General features: G+C 64.4%; 16 protein-coding genes. 6 read left to right on the forward strand and 10 right to left on the reverse strand.

What is annotated here, in order from left to right; translation table 11 throughout:
- Nucleotides 1-350 precede the first annotated feature (350 nt).
- A complete protein-coding gene (locus QTH87_RS25775) occupies nucleotides 351-1,481 on the reverse strand; it encodes a low temperature requirement protein A (RefSeq protein WP_286613238.1) in 1,131 nt (376 codons plus the stop codon).
- A 374-nt stretch (nucleotides 1,482-1,855) separates the two neighbouring features.
- Complete coding sequence (locus QTH87_RS25780) at nucleotides 1,856-2,389, reverse strand: DsbA family protein (RefSeq protein WP_286613239.1); 534 nt, start codon at nucleotides 2,387-2,389, stop codon at nucleotides 1,856-1,858.
- Between the two features lie 158 nt (nucleotides 2,390-2,547).
- On the opposite strand from QTH87_RS25780, the gene QTH87_RS25785 reads away from it, so the two are divergent.
- Together QTH87_RS25785 and QTH87_RS26225 are read left to right on the forward strand one after the other, a co-directional pair.
- On the forward strand, nucleotides 2,548-3,768 hold the full coding sequence (locus tag QTH87_RS25785; protein WP_286613241.1) for an alkene reductase: 1,221 nt from the start codon (nucleotides 2,548-2,550) through the stop codon (nucleotides 3,766-3,768).
- A gap of 126 nt (nucleotides 3,769-3,894) precedes the next feature.
- The gene (locus QTH87_RS26225) at nucleotides 3,895-4,107 is read left to right on the forward strand and encodes an FAD-dependent oxidoreductase (RefSeq protein ID WP_353506167.1); all 213 of its coding nucleotides are present in this window, start codon (nucleotides 3,895-3,897) and stop codon (nucleotides 4,105-4,107) included.
- A gap of 128 nt (nucleotides 4,108-4,235) precedes the next feature.
- Here QTH87_RS26225 and QTH87_RS25790 read toward each other — a convergent pair whose 3' ends face one another.
- The 3 genes from QTH87_RS25790 to QTH87_RS25800 all read right to left on the reverse strand — a co-directional run bounded on the left by QTH87_RS25790 (nucleotide 4,236) and on the right by QTH87_RS25800 (nucleotide 7,124).
- A complete protein-coding gene (locus tag QTH87_RS25790; RefSeq protein WP_286613242.1) occupies nucleotides 4,236-4,739 on the reverse strand; it encodes a hemerythrin domain-containing protein in 504 nt (167 codons plus the stop codon).
- A 386-nt stretch (nucleotides 4,740-5,125) separates the two neighbouring features.
- Complete coding sequence (locus QTH87_RS25795) at nucleotides 5,126-5,434, reverse strand: sensor histidine kinase (protein ID WP_286613244.1); 309 nt, start codon at nucleotides 5,432-5,434, stop codon at nucleotides 5,126-5,128.
- A 268-nt stretch (nucleotides 5,435-5,702) separates the two neighbouring features.
- A complete protein-coding gene (locus QTH87_RS25800; protein ID WP_286613245.1) occupies nucleotides 5,703-7,124 on the reverse strand; it encodes an aminotransferase-like domain-containing protein in 1,422 nt (473 codons plus the stop codon).
- Between the two features lie 189 nt (nucleotides 7,125-7,313).
- Here QTH87_RS25800 and QTH87_RS25805 point away from each other — a divergent pair, with 189 nt between their 5' ends.
- The 3 genes from QTH87_RS25805 (at nucleotide 7,314) to QTH87_RS25815 (ending at nucleotide 9,072) form a co-directional block, all read left to right on the forward strand.
- Nucleotides 7,314-8,357 carry an LLM class oxidoreductase gene (locus QTH87_RS25805; RefSeq protein ID WP_286613248.1) on the forward strand — a complete coding sequence of 348 codons (1,044 nt, stop codon included), beginning with the start codon at nucleotides 7,314-7,316 and terminating at the stop codon, nucleotides 8,355-8,357.
- 272 nt (nucleotides 8,358-8,629) lie between these two features.
- Nucleotides 8,630-8,893 (forward strand): hypothetical protein, encoded by a 264-nt coding sequence (locus QTH87_RS25810; protein WP_286613250.1) that lies wholly within the window; start codon nucleotides 8,630-8,632, stop codon nucleotides 8,891-8,893.
- Nucleotides 8,890-9,072, forward strand: coding sequence for a hypothetical protein (locus QTH87_RS25815; RefSeq protein ID WP_286613252.1), 183 nt, complete (start codon nucleotides 8,890-8,892; stop codon nucleotides 9,070-9,072). The genes QTH87_RS25810 and QTH87_RS25815 overlap by 4 nt, the downstream gene beginning before the upstream one ends.
- A gap of 242 nt (nucleotides 9,073-9,314) precedes the next feature.
- Here the strand turns inward: QTH87_RS25815 and QTH87_RS25820 are convergent, their stop codons facing one another.
- Both QTH87_RS25820 and QTH87_RS25825 read right to left on the reverse strand, forming a co-directional pair.
- Entirely contained in the window at nucleotides 9,315-9,593 is a 279-nt protein-coding gene (locus QTH87_RS25820) for a hypothetical protein (RefSeq protein WP_286613254.1), read from the reverse strand.
- Between the two features lie 5 nt (nucleotides 9,594-9,598).
- Nucleotides 9,599-9,898 carry a hypothetical protein gene (locus QTH87_RS25825; protein WP_286613256.1) on the reverse strand — a complete coding sequence of 100 codons (300 nt, stop codon included), beginning with the start codon at nucleotides 9,896-9,898 and terminating at the stop codon, nucleotides 9,599-9,601.
- A 244-nt stretch (nucleotides 9,899-10,142) separates the two neighbouring features.
- Here QTH87_RS25825 and QTH87_RS25830 point away from each other — a divergent pair, with 244 nt between their 5' ends.
- Complete coding sequence (locus QTH87_RS25830) at nucleotides 10,143-11,453, forward strand: EAL and HDOD domain-containing protein (protein WP_286613259.1); 1,311 nt, start codon at nucleotides 10,143-10,145, stop codon at nucleotides 11,451-11,453.
- Between the two features lie 323 nt (nucleotides 11,454-11,776).
- On the opposite strand, the gene QTH87_RS25835 is transcribed toward QTH87_RS25830, so the two are convergent.
- From QTH87_RS25835 to QTH87_RS25845, 3 genes are all read right to left on the reverse strand, one after another.
- Complete coding sequence (locus QTH87_RS25835) at nucleotides 11,777-12,043, reverse strand: hypothetical protein (RefSeq protein WP_286613261.1); 267 nt, start codon at nucleotides 12,041-12,043, stop codon at nucleotides 11,777-11,779.
- On the reverse strand, nucleotides 12,033-12,971 hold the full coding sequence (locus tag QTH87_RS25840) for a helix-turn-helix transcriptional regulator (RefSeq protein WP_286613263.1): 939 nt from the start codon (nucleotides 12,969-12,971) through the stop codon (nucleotides 12,033-12,035). The genes QTH87_RS25835 and QTH87_RS25840 overlap by 11 nt, the downstream gene beginning before the upstream one ends.
- A gap of 223 nt (nucleotides 12,972-13,194) precedes the next feature.
- Nucleotides 13,195-14,700: a sigma-54 interaction domain-containing protein gene (locus QTH87_RS25845; RefSeq protein WP_286613265.1), complete on the reverse strand. Its 1,506-nt coding sequence runs from the start codon at nucleotides 14,698-14,700 to the stop codon at nucleotides 13,195-13,197.
- Between the last annotated feature and the right edge of the window lie 121 nt (nucleotides 14,701-14,821).

Consider the following 14,821-nt stretch of genomic DNA (forward strand, 5'->3'; position numbering starts at 1 on the left):
GGGCGTTTCGATGTGCAACGAATAGCCACTTCGGAGCATGCCGTACACCCAAGGCCACTTCACCGGCGACTTTCATCGCTACACCGGGTTCACGCCGAAGGCATTCCGGTTGAACGCGCGAGAGGCGTCGAGCCGGGCCCATTAGATGAGATCGTCGGCCGGGATCGGGAGCAATGCAGGGGCGAAATGCATTAACCCCCAGACGCTGTCGAGATCCTGCGGCGCCGCTTCGGCCGGACACAGGGACGCTTGAGGGCCCGCTGCAGCAACGCTGTGCACCTTTACAAAATCAGCACAACTACGGCCAGCCCAAGTCTGCTTCTCCTCCCTCAAGCTGCGCACGTAGCGGCTCAGGCCGCCGCCTGCCTGGCGCGCACTAGATGGCGGTAGCGCAGGTTGAGCAGCACGTAGCAGATCATGGTCGCCGTGAGGCCCACCAGTATGGCGCCGAGCCCGAGCGGCAACATCAGCACGAGTGCCGTCAGGGCGAACACGGCCGCGGTGTTGGACAGCAGGTAAGGCCGCAGTTCGGGCACCTCCATGTAGTAGCCGTATTGCTTGCCCAGGAAGAACAGCACCGTACCGACCGCGGCCAGCTGACGGAAGTCACCCGGGTCGAGATCGTCCAGGATCGCATGCCGGATCAGCGAGGCCAGGATCGCCAGGCCGATGAACAGGAAGAAGTGCGAATAGAGGATCGAGTGCCCGGTCGCCAACTTGCGGTGTTCCAGCAAGTGGAAGCTGTCGTAGTAGATCCACCAGATGGCCGACACCATGACGAATCCGCTGACTGCGGCGATGACGTTGGATCGGATCCAGGTGATGTCCGCCAGCGCCGCGGAGATGCTGATCACCGATTCGCCCAGCATGATGATGGTCAGGCAACCGACTCGTTCGACCAGGTGTGCCCCATGCGCCGGCACGACGTGCAACCTCCGGCTCAGCAGCACAAGGGCCGCCATGTCGAACACGATCCCGGCATAGAAGACCAGGTAGCTCCACGGTGGCTCCAACATGACCGAGGAAAGGCTGATCGCGGCGCCGACGGCGAACACGGTGCCCACCGTCGACGCGAAGCCACCACGGTCGTGGTGCTTGCGCCTGGAGACGAAGTACATCACGGCGATGATCAGCCGCGCCCCGCAGTAACAGGCTACGGCCAGCGCGTAGTGTTCCTGGAGGCCGGCCGAGATCTGCGCCGAGATCACGATCAGCAGGAACATGATCAGCAGGGTGGAAAGCCTGTGCTGGCGGCTGTCGGTGTCGAAGCGATTGGCGTAGATCGTGTGGCCCGCCCAGATCCACCACAGTGGCAGGAACACGAGCACGAAGCGCAGGATCTGATGCGCCCCGATGTGGCCCTCATGCGCTTCGCTCAGAATCTCGCCGGCGTCGCCAATGGAAACGACGAAGATCAGGTCGAAGAACAGCTCCAACCACGTCGCGCGCCGGTGAGGGTCGAAATATCGCAGGTCCTTCATAGGCCATCATAGGCCTGAAGCCCGGCCCTGCGCGTAGGGCGCGCCGCTCGAAGGTGCCGTACGGGATCTCCAGCCGCCGCACCGACAGGGCGGGCACCAGCGGCACCGGGTGTGTTCCGCGCACGACGCTTGCGCCGGGGCTCGCCGACCACCTAGATGCGTTCGGCGCTCACGCCCGGCATGGCGACCAAACAAGGACGATCTCGCGCTTGTTTTCGAACAGGTCCACGGCGGCTCCCAGACCACCTGGGCCTGCTGCACCGCCTCGGGACGGAAGAACTGGCGGTGCAGCCGCTCGGCCTGGTCCATCAGGTCGCAGGCCTGCCCCCGCATCCAGCCGCTGGTATCCCTTTCGCGCGCCATGGGAGCGGTGCTCAGGAGGCTCCGGCCGCGACCAGCATGATCGAGGCGAGCAGGGAAGTCTCGTCGTACCCGCCCCGGTGGAGCACGCCGTTGATGAAGAAGGCCGGCGTTCCCTTGACGCCGCTTTGCAGCCCACCCTTCATGTCGTCCTGGACCTTGGGCAGGAACACGTGGCCGGAGAGGTCGCCGGCGAACCGATTCAGGTCCAGGTGCAGGGCGGCGGCGTACCTCAGCAGGTCGGCGGGCGCCAGTGCATCCTGGTGCTCGAAGAGCAGGTCGTGCATCTTCCAGAACCGGCCCTGGGCCCCCGCCGCTTCCGCGGCCTCGGCCGCGAGCTGCGCGTGCGGGTGCACGCTGACCAGCGGGAACTGGCGGAACACGACGGCCAGCGTGTCCGGCAGGTCCTGCTCCAGCTTCTTCACGACCCCGTAGGCCGCACCGCAGTACGGGCACTCGAAATCGCCGTATTCGACCAGCACCACCGGTGCGTCCGGTGAACCGCGCAGATGGTCGCGCTCGTTGATGGAAGCAGTGAATTTGTTCATGGACCGAAGTTAGCCGCGCGCCGCCGACGTTTATTTCGGTTTCCTGCTGTCCATGGCGGCGGCCGGCTGACATTTGAAGCCTGGACACGCGGCGTCCGGTTTCGCCGCCGGCCAGGGTCGACACTTCGGCTCGTCATGCCCGAAAGAAGGAGTCCTTTATGTCCGCCACCATCGAGTCGCCCGCCGCGACAAACCAGGCCGCTGAGCCCCATGACGCGGAGCAGCGGCTGTTGTTCCAGCCCATCAGAGTCGGTCGCTTCCAGTTGCCGCACCGCATCGTCATGGCACCGCTGACCCGGTCGCGTGCACGCCAACCGGGGAACGTGCCGTGGGCGCTGAACGCCTGCTACTACCAGCAGCGCGCCTCGGCCGCGCTGCTCATTTCCGAGGCGACGCAGGTCTCGATGCAGGGGCAGGGCTACGCCTGGACTCCGGGCATCCACAGCCGTGAGCAGGTAGAGGGGTGGCGCCTGGTCACCGATGCGGTGCACGAAGCCGGCGGCCGCATCGTCCTGCAGATGTGGCATGTGGGCCGGATCTCCCATCCCTCGCTGCAACCCGATTGCATGCCACCGGTCGCGCCCTCTCCCATCCGGCCGGAGGGGATGGCATTCATCGAGAACGACAAGGGCGAAGGCGAGCTGACGCCCTTCGTGACGCCGCGAGCGCTGCAGTCCGAGGAAATGCCTTACCTCGTGCGCCAGTACGAGCGCGCGGCGCGCAACGCGATCAAGGCCGGTTTCGACGGCGTGGAGGTCCACGGTGCCAACGGCTACCTGCTCGACCAGTTCTTGTGCAGCGGCACCAACCGCCGAACCGACGCGTACGGTGGTCCGGTCGAGAACCGCGCGCGCCTGCTGCTGGAAGTCGTCGACGCGGTAACGCAGGTCTGGGACGCCGACGCGGTGGGCGTGCGCCTGTCGCCGATGGCAACGGCAAACGACATCCGCGACGACGATCCCCTGACCACCTTCACCTATGCCACGTGCGAGCTGAACTCCCGCAAGCTGGCCTATCTGCACGTCGTCAACCCGGCCATGGCCGCGCTGGAGAGCAAGACGCCTCCCAGTGCGGCGGCCATGCAGATGCTGCAGCGCATTCGCCAGGCCTGGAGCGGCCCGCTCATGCTCGCTGGCGGATTCGACGCCGAGACGGCCGAACAATGGCTGAGGGAGGGCCGGGCCGACCTGATTGCCATCGGCCGCAACTTCATCGCCAACCCGGATCTTCCGGAACGGCTGCGCGCGCACGCGCCTTTGAATGCGGACGACAGGTCCACGTACTACGGCGGCGGCGAGAAGGGCTACACGGACTACCCCAGCCTGGCGCAGGAGCGCGGCGAGGCGCCCAAGGCTTGCGTGGACGAGAGCTGGCGTTAGGCTCAGCCGAGCGGATTGGCGCGCCAGATGTCCTGCGCATCCGGAGAGCAGGAGAGGTCTGACCGCGGATCGCTCGAGGGCACCGGGCCCTAACGCGAGCCGAGCGGCGTTCCCGTTGTCACACGCGTGGACCTGCGTGGGATTCCCCGCACTCAGGAGGCTCGATGCCGATGGCATCGGTGCGAATGGCAAGCACGACAATCTGCTCTTTGCTGGCCGCAACATCAGTGCGAGTCATGCAGGCTTGGCGCTACGCGGGTGATGGCCACCTGCGCTGTCATGGGCGAGGCGGCGGGGACCGCGGCGGCCATGTGCCTGGACCTCGTCGAGGAGCACTGACTGCTGGTTCAGGCTCAGAGCAAGCGTCGCGCGCGCTCATGCAGAATTTGAGCAACGGGTTCTCTGGGCTAGGCCATAGCGAGCGGGTGGTTCGCAAATACGCGAGAGACCGGCACCAGCACCTGCGATCAAGCCTTGGCCTGCCCCATAGCCACCGAGATCGAGGATGCCACCGCGGCCCATTCCTCGCGCGTCAGATGCGTCGCTGTCTGCGAATGCAGCAGAGAGTCTTCTTCGTCTAAATGGACGAGCATCAATCGGCGGTGCTCATGCAGCAGCGCTTCAATGCCGTCACCTACGCCGGCCGGGTCGGAGGCCGCGGCCTTCAATCTCGTCTTGGCCTGCAGAAGCAGGTCATCGCAGCAATCGCGTGTGGATTCGAGGCGGATCAGCAGGTCGTCGGCCTGCACCGATCTGCCGCGCAGCGTTTGCACCAGAACGACGCCTTTGGGCCGATGCGTGGTGTGGTCGAATGCTTGCAAGCGTTCGATAAGCGCGGAAAGCGCCCCCGCTTGAGGGCCGCTGCAGGCCCAAGCTCCGTCGTTCAGGGCGTCGTCGACGAGGTTGAGCAATTCACGCAAGCGCGCGTGCTCGACACGCAACACTGCCCATGCACACTCAGCTGCCAACATGTCTTTGTCCCCTTAGAGCAATGAGGTACTTCTACTGCGTCCGGCGCAGCGCCGCAACATGATTTCAGTGGGGGTGTCGCCGATCGCCGCCGTCGATTGAGGAATGGGAGTTGTTCTTGACAGGGTGTTTGGAACACAGGCTGCAGATGGCATCGGATGGGCCCATTGCTGCCCTCCACCTCGATGCCAAGCACTGCGCCTTCGCGGCGCCAGTGGACGTTCAGGCCGTGATCCATACACAGGCGTAATGGGCCCGTTCGTGTCTTTATCGAGCTTTGAAGCGCCGCTTGCGCTCCGGAGGCGAGCTGCGTCGCGACAGCCTGTCCTAGAACTGCTCCGTGGGGATATGGTGAAGATGCACCCCGTGCTCGGCAGATCCCTGACGGTCAACACCCCCCATCGGCCTCTACGTTCCGCCGCGCGATGGATAGGCCGAGGCCCAATCCGCTCCTGTTGTCACCAACCTGCACAAGCGGCTGAAAGATGGACGTGGTCGTTCCTGGTGGAAGACCTCCGCAGTTGTCCTCCACGTCCAGCAGAACATGGTCGCCCTCGGCATAGGCGCCTAGCGAGACCTCTGTGTGCGCATGCGTGAACTTGAATGCGTTGTGAAGCAAGTACACCAGGGCCGCCAGCAGCAGGTCTCGATTCCCGGAGATGCCGAGGGTGACGTCTACATCGGCAACCGAGAACATGCAGCCCTTGGGGCTCGCGTCGACCCAAGCGGCATTCTCTCAGCATCATTGCGGTCCATTCCGTTCTTCGACTGCCCCATTCGCCACCTCGGTCTGCCATGAGGCAACGGATCGCTTTCTGCGACCTCAAGGACTGCAGGATGCGCCTGCATGACTGCTGGCGAGGTGCGGAGTGCGGCTTGGACTGGGCCCGTCGAGCTCGAACGCTGAGCTCGCGAGCATCGAGGTTTCGGACGACCGGACTGGCTGGGCTTTGAGTTGAGCCCCGTCACCCTTGCATCAGGGATGTCGCAAGTTGGCCGACAGTTTGCATGGCCGACGTAAAGCGCGGATCGCCGCCGTGGCCATAGTTCAGGCGCAGGCAATGCGTGAAGCGCCTGTTGGCGGAAAACAGCGGCCCCGGCGCCAGGCTGATGCCGTGCTCACGCGCCAGCGCGTGCAATTTGGTCGTGTCCACGCTCTCGGGCAATTCGAGCCAGAGAATATAGCCGCCCTGCGGTGCTGACATGCGCGTTCCGGCGGGAAAGTTGGCCTGCACGGCCTCCATGGCGACAGCCAAATACCGGGCGAGCGCTGCGCGCATGCGCCGCAGGTGCCGGTCGTAGCCGCCACGGTCAAGGTAGGCGGCGATGGCCGCCTCCGAGGGAATCGCCGGCGAGAGTGTGTACATGAGGCGCATCTGCTCAATCTTCGCGGCGAATCGTCCGCCCGCAACCCAGCCGACGCGGTAGCCGGGCGCCAAACACTTCGAGAAGGAGCCACAATGGATCACGAGGCCTTTGGCGTCGAACGCCTTGGCAGGCAGCGGCTTCTTTGCGCCGAAGTAAAGCTCGGCATAGACGTCGTCTTCGATCAGCGGAATCTCATGCTCTGCGAGCAGCGCAACCAGCGCCTTTTTGCGATCATCGGGCATCAAACTTCCCAGGGGATTCTGGAAGTTCGTCATGAGCCAACAGGCCGCGACGCTATGACGTTTCAGCGCTGCGGCCAAGGCGTCAATGTCGATGCCCCAAACCGGCGAGGTCGCGACCTCAAGCGCGCGCAATTGCAGTCGATCGAGCGCCTGCAGCGCGGCGTAAAACGTCGGAGACTCCACCACCACCACGCTCCCCGGCCTCGTGACCGCCTGCAGGCTCAGGTTCAGCCCCTCCATCGCGCCATTGGTCAGCACGACTTCGGTGGGAGAGATGACCATTCCGTCCATCGCGTAGCGCAATACGATGTGACGGCGCAGCGCCTCGTTGCCCGGAGCGAGGTCCTCGACCAAGCGCCATGGATCGAAGTCACGCATTTCGCTCCCGAGGTGTCGCGCCAGTCGCGTGAGCGGGCACAGCGACGGGCTCGGGAACGCCGAGCCGAGCGGTACGAACTCGCGGCGGTTCATTGAACCCAGCAACTCGAAGACCAACTGGCCAGTGTCCACCAGCCTCGCTCGTCCATTGGGCCTCGAATCGTCGGGCGCCGTTATTTCCGCCTGGGCAAGGTCTCCTTTCACGTAGTAACCGGAGCGGGAGCGCGCCTCGACCAGACCGCGCGTTTCGAGCAGATAGTAGGCTTCAAATATGGTCGTCCGGCTGAGGCCGCGGGCTGCGCTCGCAGCTCGCACCGAGGGAAGTCGGTCGCCCGGCCGCAGCATTCCGGAGCGGATCAGCTCAGCAATTTCGTTCGCATAGCGTTCGTAGAGGTTCATGAATTCAAGGAAGGGGGCTGCTCCATTTGCACAAGGCGTCGCCTGCATTAGGCACCCACATGTTTCGGTGCGGACAACAGTAGTTCGCGTCCGCCCGCACATGTCGCTGTCCTTGGGCAGTTTTCGCAGCAATCGGGAATACTGGCGCCCTCGCCCTGCGTACGCTTGCGCCATCAAACAGGAGCGCGCATGCTGAAAGTCAATTCGATGGCCACGGTCGACGAAGCGCCAGGCTTTAGTCGCATGTTCCGCGTGGGCTGCCTCACGCTCGGCGTCTTCTTCCCCATAGAGGCCTACATGGGCGATGAGGCGTCGATGCACGACCAGGAGCGGCTTGCGCAGCGCGCCCAGGCGCTCGGCTACGCCGCCCTGTGGGTGCGCGACGTGCCGCTGCGCGATCCGAGCTTCGGCGACCTCGGTCAGATCTACGATCCCTGGGTGTACCTCGGCTGGATTGCGGCACACACGCAAACGATCGCGCTGGCCACGGGCTCCATCGTGCTGCCGCTGCGGCACCCGCTGCATGTGGCCAAGGCCGCTGCCTCGGTCGACCGGCTGTCGGGCGGCCGGCTGGTGCTGGGTGTGGCGTCGGGCGACCGACCGGTGGAGTTCCCGGCCTTCGGCGTCGACATCGAACGGCGCGCCGCCCTGTTCCGCGAATACTTCGAGGTGATCCGCCGCGTGCTGGAGCGCGAGTACCCGACGTTGACGTCGACGGCCGGGGTGCTCGCCGCCAACGCGGACCTCGTGCCCAAGCCGGTCGGACGTCTGCCGATGCTCGTCACCGGAAACAGCGGGCAGCCGCTGCCGTGGATCGCCGGGCATGCCGACGGCTGGATCACCTATCCGCGCGGCATCGATCGCCAGGCCGAAACGGTGGCGCGCTGGCGCGGCGAGGTCCATACCGCCAAGCCGGGCGCCTTCAAGCCGTTCGTGCAATCGCTCTACGTCGATCTCGCCGACGATCCGCACCTGCCGCCGACGCCCATCCATCTCGGGTTCAAGGCCGGGCGGCACTTCCTGCTGCGCTTTCTCGACTCGCTGCGCGTGGTCGGCGTCAACCACGTCATCCTCAACCTCAAGTACGGCGCGCGGCCGGCGTCCGAGGTGCTCGAGGAGATCGGCACCGAGGTGCTGCCGGCCCTGGCCGACGCGCAGAGCGACAAGCCTGTTGGCGGCGAGTTGGAACCTAGCGATGCCGAGGTCAACGAAACGCTCGCGCCGCAGCATTGAGGCGTGCGCCTCAGGAGACCACCGATAAAGCGCAGCTTCGTTTTCCTCGCCACCAAGCTCGGGGCGCGGCGCGGTCCCTGGCGATCCCGCCGGTGGCTCAGTTGGGGCAGGTACCGTTGCACGCGGAGTGCCCATCTGGCCCGGTCGGAATTGCGCGCAACTGGTCATGTTCGCCGGGCGCTTGATTGCCGAGAATCGAAGGCTTGACCCGAGGCGGCGACACACTCGCGCGGCATCTGGCCGCCACGCCGCCACGGGCAGTCACACGTCAGATGAAAACAACCGAAATGCTAGAGCTCGAACGGGCACTCCACTCGATCGAACTCATCTTGGCCGCCCGCTACGGCGACCATGAATTTGCGCCCTGGTCCGGCCCCACCAATCTAGGCGAACTGCCTCCGCCAGCGCAGGAGGTCGTCATCCGCAGGGTCGAGGAGGCCAACAAGGCATCCCAGGAGCGCGCAGCCATTCATTTCTGCCTGACGTCCGCCGCCAGGCTGCTGACGGTGACACAACTCCTCATGACCACCTCATGACCGAACCCGTCTACCGGTCGCCCGAGCATCACGCCCGGCGGCTACGGGACCTGGTGGACGAAATCCGCGCCGGGGCGCGGTCCGCCCACCAGGCCGCATTGATGCTGCTGGGCCAGGATACAGGCTCGGCCCGGGCCGTCGATGGGGCAATGCAACAAGCTGCCGGCAGGAACACTTGAGCCGAACGGGTGCGGGAGAAATGGTCGCGATCGAGCGTTTGCGGACCGGCGCTTCACCCACTGCGTGCGCATCAACTAGGTCATGGAGGTGACGGGCGCTTCCTCCCCGCAGTCCGCAAAGTGGGCGAGTTGGCGGTTCGACTTGCCGCGAGCTGACTTTGAATTTCCCAGATCGAACTTGAGGTGACTACGCGCGGCCATTGCGAGGCACAAAGAATTGGCTCGGCCGCTGTCACTCAGCTTCAGATAGATCCCCCTCGTTTGGCCGGGAGGTCGAGCTCCAGTGGCGCCGTGGGCGCGAAGTGCTCGTCGTCGACCTGCTGCTCGAAGTCCCATGCGACCAACCTGAAGCCGACTGCGTCAACAGGCCAAACCGTGACGCATCGGCCAGCTTTCAATTCGCTGGCTGCGTATTGCAGCGCTTCCTCCATTCGTGCAAACGAAGTCGCTGCACGGCTCTGCTCGTCGAGCGGTTGCGGTGTTGAAACCGCCGCGGTTCGCGTGTTGACAGAATTCTTCATCGCACTCAGTCCCTTCCCGTCAAAAGTAATCCCGCCTGGTAGGCCATGCGTGCCGCCATCTTGATTTCCTCGAGTAACGCCTTCAAACGCTCTGCGCCATCCCTGGCCGTCAAGGATTCGGGCTGGACCATCAGTTGATGCGCAACGCCCATGAGCATCCTCGATGACTCGAGGCTCTTCTGAACCGCGCTCCGGTCCTGCGCGGTGACATTCGATTCGAATGCATCGTCGCTCTTGCACCGGTCGAGCATGACTTCTATCAATTGGCGGGCGATCGCCATGTCCATCACTTCAGGGGTTTTCATTCCGATCTTCCAACGCCGAATCAGGAGCGCCCGGCAACGAATCGCAAAGGAAGGCAGTGTTGCCGACCATGCACCGGCTGCATAGGGTCAGTTCCAACGCATTCGGGCGGTCCAGTTCGGGGGACAGGAGAGCCGCCGATGGACTGGCCCGGTCGAACTGGCACCGACTGACCCTGTTCGGCGCAGGCCGGGTTGCAAACAATCGGAACACCGGAGATCGAACGGGTTCTTCACACCAAAGACAATGCGATTCAATTTTTTCAGCCGCCCGCGCGCGGCCGCAGCATGCGATGTGGCGAACGAGCCGGCCGTCAGCGAGGCCATGCACGTCGAGCCAGGCGGCTTCGTGACCTACGCCCTTCTGTTGGACGCCCAGAAGCGTGTCAAGGGCTACAAGCTCGCATGGCGCATGGCATTGCCAAATGGCGAGCCGAACGCTTTCGAGAACTTGCGGGCGCTCCTCTCCTGCGTCGCGACGAACCTCAATCCTCCCAAGACCGGGTGGCGCCTTGGCAGGCTTGTCCTCTTCTTCGACATGACGGTCGACGGGCTCTTCCTGAATGAGTTGCAGGCCTTGCCACCGGAGAACGTCGTCCTGTGCATGGGTCTCGACGACCTGATGGATGCGCACATCCGGTCGACGCTGCTGAACCTTCGCACGCAGGGTTATGGCTTCATGCTGTGCGGCGCCGAGGTGCTGCCTGAAGACCTCGAGCTGTGCTCCATCATCACCTACGTGGACGTGGGTGACGGCCATCCCGAACTCGTCACGAACATCCGGCGCGAACAGCCGCTGGGGACGCCGATCATTCAGCCGATCGCCACGCACATGGCAACCTGGCAGGACTTCGACGCTTGCGCCGCGCGCCGCCTGGATGTCTTCGTGCAGGGCACGGAAGCGATCGTCCCGACAATGGAAGCGGGGGCTAGCCTGCAGCCGGAATCCATGCTGATCGTCCGCCTGATGCAGACGATCCGACGCAATGAAGACTTGCGTACCATCGAAGCCGCCCTCAAGCATGACGCCGCGCTGACCTACCGCCTGCTGCGCCACATCAATTCGCCCGGCATCGGAATCGGCGTCCAGATCCAGTCGCTCCGCCACGCGGTGGCCATGCTCGGCTATTCGCCGCTGTTCCGATGGCTTTCGGTGCTGCTGGCGACGAGCAACAAGGGCAGCGCGGCGTTCATGACGAAGAAAGCGATCATCCGCGGCCGGTTTGTTGAGCTGATGGGCCAGGGGATAGTGCCGCGGGACGAAGCCGACAACCTGTTCGTAGCCGGCATGTTTTCACTCATCGATCGCCTGCTCGGCGTCTCCCTGGAAGAGGTGCTGGAAAAGGTCCAGCTTTCCGAATCGGTTCAGCTCGCGATCTTGAAGCGCGAGGGCGTGCATGGACCCTTCATCGCATTGGCTGAATCCTGCGAGGTCGACGGCAGCGAGGCGGCGCATTTGTCCGAGTCGCTCTTCATGAGCGCGGAGAAGGTGAACGCCGCGCACCTGTCGGCATTGGCATGGGCGCAGGACGTGGCCCCTGTGGAATCAGCCTGCTAATGGCCGACTGGTTTTCGACCTGCTCGGCTCCGTGAGACGCGCCGCGTGCGCGGGCAATGCCTCCACCTGGCCTGCAATACGTTGATGAAACTGACCCTTGGCGGAGCGCCCGATCGGGCTCACATCGATGTTCCCATGCTCATACCAGTGACGCTTCGGCCCGAATTGACCTTCTACGGCCTGGTCGCCCTGCACGCCAAAGAGGCCCTGCGCGACTGCCAGTGCGAAGGTCGGCCGTACTCTCCCATCGCGCAATGAGCACCGCCGGGGCACTGCGATAAAGGCCGCCACGAGCGTTCGGCCGACTCGACGAGCTCCGACGGTTAGGGCGAGGGCACGCTGCCTTTCACACTGTTGTCATCGCTTGCGCCATACGTGCCCGGGCAGGGGGTGACCCGCGGCCACCCGTACTCTCGCCCCATCACCGCCCTAGCGAACAGGTAGTTGTTCCTGACGCGCTCGCTGAAATGATCGAGGTCGACATTGCCCACGCAATCACAGGGAAACGCGAGCGCGCGGCCCAGTTGGTAGAGCGACTGGAACCGCAGCTCGAACGCGACGGCGTTGTGCATGGATGTCTCATCGGTCATGGTGGCCTCCTGATGGATCAATGGGCCGGCTCGAGGCCTCGCGCGCGCTCGTCCGGAATACCTTCGGCGTGAACCCGGTATATCGATGAAAGACGCCGGTGAAGTGGCCTTGCGTGCGAAAACCCACATCAGCGGCCACTTCGATGATCGGCGAGTCGGTGCCGGCCAGGAGCTCCTTGGCGCGTTGGATGCGCTGCAGAAGGATGTACAGGTGCGGCGACTGTTCCGTCGATTGCTTGAACATCCGCGCGAAATGAAAGGGACTCAGATGCACTTCAGCGGCCAGCTGTTCGACGTGGATCGTCTCGCCGAGATGCTCGGCAACGAATGTGCGGACGCAGCGCATCTTGTGGGCCGCCAATCCGCCGGTGGACATGGCCTTTGCAGGTCCCGCGGCCACGTAGTTCCTCGCGACGTGCGCAGCCAGCAGGGCGGCCAATGCGTTCAGGAAGCTGGCCGCCAGTCGGTGGCTCGGGAATTCACGGTCGACAGCGTCGGCGACTTCGCGGATCAGCGAATCGGTCGCTGCATGGGGTTGGACAAAGCTGAACTCGTCGCTGCCCAGCGCGGCACGGGCCGTCTCGCTGAAGAAGGGCTCTGCGATGCTGAGGATGAGCGTGTTGGAGCCGGGTCTGTCTGCAAGCGAATGAGGGAGCGCCGGCGGAACAACAGCGACCAGCGGCGCGCGGACGTAAGCAGTTCGGTCTCGCGCGGCCTCCATGCGATGGGTGGTGAACAGATTCGCGGTTTCCTTCGGCACGAGGATGTCGACAGAATTGCGTGTGCGCACGCTGCCGAGATCCGCTGCACCCAGATGCGCAATGCGCATGACCGGATCGCACACAGTTCCTGGAGGCGGAGGATACGGCCGCTTCGGGAAATGGGCACTCAACAAGCCGTCGTTTCCGACATGGTTTTCTGCAAGCATGGGGCCCCCTTTTTCGTCTGTTTCCTGCGCTGCCGACGACAGGCATGCTGTTCATCTCGCAAGGGACGTGCCGATGTCGCGAGCGCGGGCGAATGACGCGCTGCTTTGCAAAATCACGAGGCGTGACAAGGGTTTGGGCCAGCAGGACCGCGCTCGCGACTCGCTTGATGAGACACGCGGCTGCCGGCCCTCCGTCACCGCTGCCGGCATTTCGGCAGCGCGGTCAATTGCGCGTGATGCCGAGCTTCTGCATCTTGGATTGCAGCGACGTGCGCTTCATGCCCAGCTTGGCGGCCGCACCGGCAGGGCCGGCGATGACCCAGTTGCATTCTTCCAGGGCCCGCAGGATATGCTGGCGCTCCATGCGTTCGAGACTTTCGTCCGAGGCATCTTCCGCATTGGGGCGAAGCTTCAATTCGCCGGCCGGGACTTCCAGCGTGGCGCCTTGCGTGAGGATTACGCAGCGCTCAATGAAGTTCGACAGTTCACGCACGTTGCCCGGCCAGGAATACTGGCAGAGCGCCGCCAGGCTTTCGGGGGCAATGGTCGTGATCGACCGGTTGTTGGCGCGCGAGTGAACCTGCAGAAAGTGCTGGGCCAGCACGGGGATGTCGTCCGCGCGATGACGCAACGGCGGCGTCTCGATCGGGAAGACCTTCAGGCGGTAGTAGAGATCGTCGCGAAAGGTGCGGGCGGCGACCATCCGCGCCAGATCGCGATTGGACGCCGCGATCAGACGCACGTCGGTCTTCTGCGTGTGGGTGCTTCCCAGGCGTTCGAACTCGTGCTCCTGCAGCACGCGCAACAGCTTGGCCTGCAGTTCAAGCGGAATCTCGCCGACCTCGTCGAGGAAGATGGTGCCCTTGTCGGCCAGTTCGAAGCGCCCGATGCGCTTGCCGACGGCTCCGGTGAAGGCGCCTTTCTCGTGTCCGAACAACTCGGCTTCGATCAGCCCGGTGGGGATGGCTGCGCAGTTGAGCCGGACAAAGGGGTATTGCCGGCGGCGGCTGAGCCGGTGTATGGCATGCGCGATCAGCTCCTTGCCGGTCCCCGTCTCGCCCTGGACGAGGACGCATGCATTGGTCGGCGCAACGCGCTCCACCAGCGTCAGTGCCTGTGCGAGCGACTTGCTGCGACCGACGATCTCGCCCCAAGGCTGTTCGGTTTCCTGGCGCAGGTAGGCGTTGTGCGCCTTGATCTCGTCGTTGAGCCGTTCCGCGGCCTCGGCGCGCTGTCGGGTGGCGGCCAGCTGTGCCCGCTGGAGTTCGACGGCCGCCTGGTTCGCGGCCACCCGCAGCAGCAGCGTTTCGGTGGCGCTCGGAAATCCGGGGCGCCGGGAGGCAGCCAGCATCACTCCGACCTCTTTCTTGACCCCGAGCCATAGGTGCGTGACGCGGAGATCGCCTTGCTGGAACGGATTCGGCATCACATAGGGCACGCCGGGGTGCTGTGCCAGTAGCCACGGTTCGATGACTGCGCCGATCTCGTCCGCACGTCGGGCGATGTCGGGCAGATGCTCGCTGCGTGCCAGCTCGAGCATCGGCGCCGCCTCGCCGTCCAGCCGCGCGTATGCCAAGTCCAGGGCCAGCATGCGCGCCAGCATCTCGAGCAACGTTCGCAGGATGGACATTGGATCGCGGCTGTCCCACAGGGACGGCAGAGCGAGCAAACTCATCAGTCCGCTGATGCAGTCCTGAAGGCGGCGGATTTCAATGGCGGGTTCATCCATGGTCTGCGATTCAAGGGCAACCAGCAAGCGTGGCACGGATCGCCCTCGGAAAGTGCACTTTCTCTTTCAGAAAGGTGCTAAAAGATTCTGAGGATTCGCGTGCGACCGCTCGCGCCGCGCG

Source organism: Variovorax jilinensis (genome assembly GCF_030316885.1).
Lineage (GTDB): Bacteria > Pseudomonadota > Gammaproteobacteria > Burkholderiales > Burkholderiaceae_C > Variovorax > Variovorax jilinensis.

What these genes read in the sequence shown, in the direction of transcription:
- QTH87_RS25775 (WP_286613238.1), bottom strand. Translation starts at nt 1,481, where the DNA reads ATGAAGGACCTGCGATATTTCGACCCTCACCGGCGCGCGACGTGGTTG.
- QTH87_RS25825 (WP_286613256.1), bottom strand. Translation starts at nt 9,898, where the DNA reads ATGAAAACCCCTGAAGTGATGGACATGGCGATCGCCCGCCAATTGATA.
- QTH87_RS25795 (WP_286613244.1), bottom strand. Translation starts at nt 5,434, where the DNA reads ATGTTCTCGGTTGCCGATGTAGACGTCACCCTCGGCATCTCCGGGAAT.
- QTH87_RS25845 (WP_286613265.1), bottom strand. Translation starts at nt 14,700, where the DNA reads ATGGATGAACCCGCCATTGAAATCCGCCGCCTTCAGGACTGCATCAGC.
- QTH87_RS25810 (WP_286613250.1), top strand. Translation starts at nt 8,630, where the DNA reads ATGAAAACAACCGAAATGCTAGAGCTCGAACGGGCACTCCACTCGATC.
- QTH87_RS25785 (WP_286613241.1), top strand. Translation starts at nt 2,548, where the DNA reads ATGTCCGCCACCATCGAGTCGCCCGCCGCGACAAACCAGGCCGCTGAG.
- QTH87_RS25780 (WP_286613239.1), bottom strand. Translation starts at nt 2,389, where the DNA reads ATGAACAAATTCACTGCTTCCATCAACGAGCGCGACCATCTGCGCGGT.
- QTH87_RS25835 (WP_286613261.1), bottom strand. Translation starts at nt 12,043, where the DNA reads ATGACCGATGAGACATCCATGCACAACGCCGTCGCGTTCGAGCTGCGG.
- QTH87_RS25800 (WP_286613245.1), bottom strand. Translation starts at nt 7,124, where the DNA reads ATGAACCTCTACGAACGCTATGCGAACGAAATTGCTGAGCTGATCCGC.
- QTH87_RS25840 (WP_286613263.1), bottom strand. Translation starts at nt 12,971, where the DNA reads ATGCTTGCAGAAAACCATGTCGGAAACGACGGCTTGTTGAGTGCCCAT.
- QTH87_RS25805 (WP_286613248.1), top strand. Translation starts at nt 7,314, where the DNA reads ATGCTGAAAGTCAATTCGATGGCCACGGTCGACGAAGCGCCAGGCTTT.
- QTH87_RS25790 (WP_286613242.1), bottom strand. Translation starts at nt 4,739, where the DNA reads ATGTTGGCAGCTGAGTGTGCATGGGCAGTGTTGCGTGTCGAGCACGCG.
- QTH87_RS25830 (WP_286613259.1), top strand. Translation starts at nt 10,143, where the DNA reads ATGCGATTCAATTTTTTCAGCCGCCCGCGCGCGGCCGCAGCATGCGAT.
- QTH87_RS25820 (WP_286613254.1), bottom strand. Translation starts at nt 9,593, where the DNA reads ATGAAGAATTCTGTCAACACGCGAACCGCGGCGGTTTCAACACCGCAA.
- QTH87_RS25815 (WP_286613252.1), top strand. Translation starts at nt 8,890, where the DNA reads ATGACCGAACCCGTCTACCGGTCGCCCGAGCATCACGCCCGGCGGCTA.